Genomic DNA, 229 nt, shown 5'->3' on the forward strand with positions numbered 1-229 from the left:
CGGACCACCCGGGATCATCCCCGCATACGCGGGGAGCACCCACTGGCCCGTCTGCTGGTTCTTCCTGCGGTCGGGATCATCCCCGCATACGCGGGGAGCACCGCACATGCGATGCACATGCACTTACTTACGTACGGATCATCCCCGCATACGCGGGGAGCACGTCCCGCGTGAGGTTGCCCGATATGCAAACGCGAGGATCATCCCCGCATACGCGGGGAGCACTCGT

It is taken from the genome of Olsenella sp. kh2p3 (assembly GCA_900119625.1).
Classification (GTDB): domain Bacteria; phylum Actinomycetota; class Coriobacteriia; order Coriobacteriales; family Atopobiaceae; genus Tractidigestivibacter.